The organism is Shigella sp. FC1967 (assembly GCF_001743005.1).
Classification (GTDB): Bacteria; Pseudomonadota; Gammaproteobacteria; order Enterobacterales; family Enterobacteriaceae; genus Proteus.
Window position 1 is genome coordinate 1 of sequence record NZ_MIIZ01001036.1, and the last position, 1,195, is coordinate 1,195.

The window sequence follows — 1,195 nt, forward strand, 5'->3', positions numbered from 1 at the left end:
CACCACGCCTTGGGGGTGATGAAAATGAGAATGATGAATAGAGTAAAGTAATAATTAAATAGATGATGTATTGTTTTTTTTTCATATTTAAGATTTTTATTATTGAGCTATTGACAATTGATTTCTTTTTTTATCAACGCTTTTTGCTTATCACTAGCGTTTATTTCATAATCAAACTGGCATTGTTTATCGTCTCTCAGCTTTACTTTTATTAATCCATTATCAGGGATGCCAGAAAGGAAAATAATATTATTTTCTGTTACTAATCCTTGTGAAATAATGTTATTTTTTCTATCCAATACAATAACTTTTGATGCGAAAGGGAGAGGCGTTTTTGATTTAAAAATAACACGGTAGCCCATTTTCATTGGGAAAATAACTTTAGGTATTGCACCAAATGTAGGAATAACATTTTTACTATAATATTCAGTTTCAACGGATGAAGGAAGTGATTCAGCATTTAGCTGGATCCTATTTATTTGATAAGGTGCTATATTACTTAAAATTAAATTACCCAAAATATCTGTTTCCAAATTTGATGAAGATGATGTTTTAATACCAGTAATGCCTTGTGTATTCACTAATGCAAAGGTCTTACCTAAACGAGGGGCTAGAGTAACACCTTCTGAATGAAGCACTAATGCACCATTAACTGCAAAATTTAAGTTGTAATTATCTTCTGACTTATTTCCAGAGAAAAGGAAGATTGATAATTATTTTGATAACGTGTATGCATAGAAAATTGATCAAATTTTCTTTTAGGATGATGTGCATACTGATAGTTTACTGAATACCCTAAATTATTATTAAGTAATGTTCCTCCAATATTTGTACTGCTTGCATAACGGTTATTATTTACTTGATAATCTGTTTGGTTATTGAACCAATGATGATGTGTATTATTTCCTATCGGAATATTAAAAATTAAATGAAAGATAGTGTTCTGAATAATATCTTTTCTTTTTTAAAATCATATTTTAAATTATAATTTATTTTATTTATTGAAGATGAAAAGGATGTTCCAGTTTCAAATGTTTTAGATGAATTATGATAGGATTTATCATGGTAGTGTAAAGATAAATAACCTAGTTTATTAATGCCTTTAGATAAAAAGAATGAATAATTTCTTTTTTATCTTTTTTTTCTTACTAAAAAATTTATCTAAATAAATGATAGAATTGATATTCATGGACGT

General features: G+C 27.3%; 1 protein-coding gene. It reads right to left on the reverse strand.

Annotated features, from left to right (window positions below; genetic code table 11):
- Window positions 1-107: 107 nt before the first annotated feature.
- A complete protein-coding gene (locus tag BHE89_RS17855; RefSeq protein WP_286146270.1) occupies window positions 108-707 on the reverse strand; it encodes a fimbria/pilus outer membrane usher protein in 600 nt (199 codons plus the stop codon).
- Window positions 708-1,195 lie beyond the last annotated feature (488 nt).